Annotated in this window: 6 protein-coding genes; 2 read left to right on the forward strand and 4 right to left on the reverse strand. The window is 36.9% G+C overall.

Annotation, left to right across the window (positions count from 1 at the left end; genetic code table 11):
* Window positions 1–80 precede the first annotated feature (80 nt).
* A complete protein-coding gene (spoIIP, locus tag AC1DOS_RS18125) occupies window positions 81–908 on the reverse strand; it encodes a stage II sporulation protein P (protein WP_477538625.1) in 828 nt (275 codons plus the stop codon).
* Between the two features lie 32 nt (window positions 909–940).
* Entirely contained in the window at window positions 941–1,990 is a 1,050-nt protein-coding gene (gene gpr / locus AC1DOS_RS18130; protein ID WP_477538626.1) for a GPR endopeptidase, read from the reverse strand.
* A 327-nt stretch (window positions 1,991–2,317) separates the two neighbouring features.
* On the opposite strand from gpr, the gene rpsT reads away from it, so the two are divergent.
* Window positions 2,318–2,566 carry a 30S ribosomal protein S20 gene (rpsT, locus tag AC1DOS_RS18135; protein WP_024534454.1) on the forward strand — a complete coding sequence of 83 codons (249 nt, stop codon included), beginning with the start codon at window positions 2,318–2,320 and terminating at the stop codon, window positions 2,564–2,566.
* Between the two features lie 253 nt (window positions 2,567–2,819).
* Here rpsT and holA read toward each other — a convergent pair whose 3' ends face one another.
* A complete protein-coding gene (holA, locus tag AC1DOS_RS18140) occupies window positions 2,820–3,830 on the reverse strand; it encodes a DNA polymerase III subunit delta (protein ID WP_477538627.1) in 1,011 nt (336 codons plus the stop codon).
* Window positions 3,831–3,996: 166 nt separating this feature from the next.
* Here holA and AC1DOS_RS18145 point away from each other — a divergent pair, with 166 nt between their 5' ends.
* Complete coding sequence (locus tag AC1DOS_RS18145; RefSeq protein ID WP_108586360.1) at window positions 3,997–4,131, forward strand: YqzM family protein; 135 nt, start codon at window positions 3,997–3,999, stop codon at window positions 4,129–4,131.
* Window positions 4,132–4,220: 89 nt separating this feature from the next.
* Here AC1DOS_RS18145 and AC1DOS_RS18150 read toward each other — a convergent pair.
* On the reverse strand, window positions 4,221–4,660 hold a 440-nt coding region (locus AC1DOS_RS18150; protein WP_477538628.1), incomplete at its 5' end, for a ComEC/Rec2 family competence protein.

Raw genomic sequence — 4,660 nt, forward strand, 5'->3', positions numbered from 1 at the left:
ACGTTCTTCTCGATTCATGCGTTGTCCACTCCTAATTAAACTACTTAAAATTATAGCAGTGAACACGCTTCACATCAATGTTAGGTTGCTGTGTTATTTTCAAAAACGACAGAAATCGCCTTTGCAAGTATGGCAATAGTCCGATTTATTTCCTCTTCTGTATTTTCAATGCCACCTAATTCCACTAATAATGCGTGACTTGATAGATCCTGATTATAGACGCCATTTCCAGTATCATGAGTTTTTGCCAAGACTCCTTTGGAAATGGTTGGAACGTGTCTATTTACTTCATTGGAAACTGCTTTGGAAAAGGCTTCATTCATTTTATAGTTTACATGTTCGGCTCCTACAACAAATGTCAACTGAGCATAGGTTGTTCCACCACTCTTAATAGTTGTCTTTTCTCGTTTGATGGAATCACGATGAAGATCAAGCAGTACGTCATATTGATTTTCAGCCAATTGTTTCTGCAAATAAGGTCTGATTTTCGTATAAGCACCAGAGATCTGCATTTTATTCATATTATCAAATTCCAAAACATCAACAGTATCCCCGTTTAATTGAAAATGCTGAACAACAAGGTCACTTACATTAGATATGTTTGCAGTAGGATGATAATTAACGGCTTTTAAGCCATATTTTTTTTCTACTATTGGCTGATAGGATTCCTGGATATGTGTGAAGTACAACAAAACGCTTATAGGGTCTCCATCAGTTTCCACAGATATTTCTTCTGGGGTATTGTTTGAAATTTCTTTTGTCACATTTGCAGCGTATGCTACTGGTTGTGTTTCAACTTTCTTTGGTGCATCTACTCCAAAAGCGAGCATAGGGAGTTTAATCAGCAATATTGGTAGTAAAAATAAAAAAAGATAGAAACTCATGACCTTCTGCATTGTTTTGCGCATAATTCACCCCTCCTCCTACAACTTACGTAGGATTAAGGCGAGATAGAACCAAAAACATCGTCTTGCAACCATTTAGTAACACCAGATTGAATCACTTCAGCATGTCTGATCACCCAAGTATCCGTTTCTTTCGGTGATACAAATAATTGTTGATGATGGGGTGGTAATACTTCTTGTAATAAACCTCGAATTTCTTCAGATGACCACGAAGTCCATTCACCAAAAATAGGTTTAATTGCTTCTACGTTTACTGGCTCGTCTGTACTTCTTAACCAAGAGCCTACTGAGAGAGCTGATGATGGATTTGACGCAGCTCCAATTTGGCTTGAGATAACTTTAAATACAGTTTCGATTGCTTCCACTACAAGTACTGGAGCATCCACTACCATTGGAACCCCAATTGCAGTTACTGGAACGCCAAGAGATTCGAATGATATTTCATTACGTGCATTACCAACACCTGAGCCTGGGTGGATTCCGGTATTCGTGAGTTGAATGGTTTTACATAGACGATCTTGATTCCGTGCAGCTAATGCATCAATGATGAGTATTAGATCAGGTTTCACCTTTTCAGAAATGGCTTTTACAAATTCACCCGTTTCTAAACCCGTCTGTCCTGTTACACCAGGTGCATAGAAAACGACTTGACCGTGTTCAAAAGGTAAAGAGAACATTTCTTCATGGAAACGATCGATGGCTAGGGGACCAATTGCATCGGGTGTAATTGTTCGATTCCCTAAACCAATTACCAGGATTTTTGACTGTGGCGATAACTTTAACTCATGGTGGATATCTTGCAACGATAAAATAAATTGTTGTTCTAATTGCTCAAAGCCGTCGGAATCCTCTGCTGTCAATGTGGGAACTGATAACGTAATATACGTTCCTTCTYTTTTTCCAATGGTTTCAGCACCATTCGCATCTGTTTCAATATGCGTAATGAGAACCCTTCCTTTACGATCTTCGTTCATTTGGATTCCTGGTGTTTCGTACAAGGTATCTTTCTCTTTTTCTGTTCGATGTTGAACAACTTCAGTAGCTTCATCTATTAAATCTGTCCGCATTAAATTTAATTTACTCATTATTATCACCTCAAGAAAAGTTTGCCCAAGGTGTCAAGTAAATATTCTTTGCGTTAATCTATTGCAATTTAACTTTTGATTTGATATTATAATGCTTGTTGTATTGAGAATATTATCTAATACTTAAAGCAAACAGCGCTATTTAATTGCGCAAAGTTTTCAACATGAGAATCTGTCATTCTCAAATTCTTTTTGAGACACGAGTAGGTCGAGGAAGTGAGTGAGGAACAGCGGAGCGTACTTTTGTACGTGAGCATGTGAACGAGCGAAACTGACGAAGAGATACGAAGTGTATCGGAAAGAATAACTTTTTAGGAGGTGAAGAACATGCCTAACATCAAATCTGCAATCAAACGTGTAAAAACGAATGCTTCTGCTCACGCACAAAACTCTCACACAAAATCTACAATGCGTACAGCAGTTAAGAAAGCTGAAAATGCTTCTCTTAACAACGAAGAAAACGCAAAAGACCTTATCCTAACTGCTATCAAGCAAGTAGATAAAGCAGCTTCTAAAGGATTAATGCATAAAAACACTGCGGCTCGTAAAAAGTCACAGTTAATGAAAAAAGCTTAATTAAATGAAAAACCGGGTTCGAAATTCGAATCTGGTTTTTTTTTGGTTAAAATATAGATTTTAGCTATTTAATTGGTACCTTTTAGCGCTATAGTCTCAACTTCTGGTGGTATCATCGCAACTTCAGACGGTATTGGCGTAACTTCTTGTGCTATCGTCGCAACTATCCAATTTCCTCCTAATTCCATCACCCGCTCCAGAACTTCATTAAAAAAGAATCTGACTCGCCTATCCAGCGAATCAAATCCTTATCTTATAATTTGTTCATTAAAAATAATTCTAGTATTCGTTCTCTTCTGCCACTACTCGTTTTTAATTGAAAGTCTGCCCCAGCAAGTCTGTGTAAAACTTCTAGTAAACGATCTTCTCCCACTTGTTGTCTACTTTCGACAATTAATTTCACCCGATATGGATTTACTTTTAATTGTTTTGCGATAGCTTGAGCGTGATACCCCTTTTTTTGTAAATAACGCACATTAGACATTAACCGTATTTGAGAAGCAAGCAACGCTGTTAACATAATCGGTTCTTCCTTTTGTCGTAACAAATCATGGTAAACCATTAATGCAGTAGTGGTGTCTCCACGTAAGTAAGCATTCAGTAGCTGAAATGCATCTTGTTCTAATGTCCGTGTCATCAACAACTCAACGTCGCTTTTTGTGATTTCTTGTTGCTCTCCCACATAGGTAGCCATTTTATGTATTTCTGATTGCAATTGTACAAGGTCTTGGCCAACGGTATCAATTAAACGGCCAATTGCTTCATCTGTCATTACTTTGTGTTCATTTCCGACTGTAGATTTAACCCACACGACTAAATCATTACCTTCCAGTGGTTTAGCTACGAGTAATAGTGCTTTTTCTTTCATCAGTTTTGTTACTTTTTTTCTTTCGTCCAGTTTTTCATATGGAGCAATAAAAATAGTAATCGCTGTTTCAGAAGGATGTTGCACCCAACTTTCGAATGCTTTTAAATCATGATCTATTTTTTCTTTCCCTTTTTCCGTTGCTTTTAAAAAAGAGGCATTTTTCGCGATAATTAATTTTTTGTCCGTAAAAAATGGAATCGTATCTGCTTCTTCAATTACGTGTTGAACCGGCACTTCATCTAAATCAAAGTAAAGAACATCCGTTTCTCCATCTTTATTGAGCGATTCTTTTATGCGACGAACCGTTTCGTCAAAGAAGTAATGCTCTGTTCCGACAAGAAGATAAATTGGACTGAAATCACCTTGCTGAATCTTTTTCCATACTTTTGAAAACATATTAAACCTCCTAATAACACATGCTTTTATAGTATACCTTAAATCTTATTAAGCAGGGGTTTGAACAAAATGTGTCTTTCCTTTGAAATCCCGGAAAAAAACTCGTTGTTTATGGATTTTTTCTAAGTAATCACTTATAATTAATTTGAATATAGGAGGGGTAGCAATGAACGAATTTGAAAAGAATGTCCAAACCAGACGTAACGATGTAGTTGACTCAGGTATTGGTTTCGTTGTATCTTTTGTCTTCTTTGCAGCGATTTTCACCATTGCGACTGTAATTGACTTCATTACAACATAAGTAATTAGAAAAATTCACAGCTTGCACCCTCTTTGAGCGCAAGCTGATGTTTTTCTTTGATTGCGATATCAACTACCTAAAGGGACTCATCATTGTGATAAGTCTCTTTTTATTATGCCTTTTTCTAATGTCGTCCGTATCGTCATATCCTTTTTATGAAAACGAATATGCACAGAGCCTACATCTGAAGTTGTCAATGTAGGTAACTTCTTTTCTTTGAACCTATCTAATATCTCTTTATGGGGATGGCCATAACGATTGTTTTTCCCAGCTGAAAAAATAGTTAATTTAGGGTTTACTTTGTTTATAAGTTCGGCTGAGCTGGACGTTTTACTTCCGTGATGCCCTGCTTTTAAGATGCCAATGTTCCTCATCCCCTCATACTTCCTTAGCATATCCTCTTCACCATCTTTTTCTAAATCACCAGTAAACAAAGCAGTAAATAATCCGTGCTTCATAAATAAGACAAGTGAATCATCGTTTCCTTTATAGTTCGTATCTTGAGGAGAAAGATACATAAGATGTGTAT

Source organism: Paenisporosarcina sp. P5_A11, assembly GCF_056400705.1.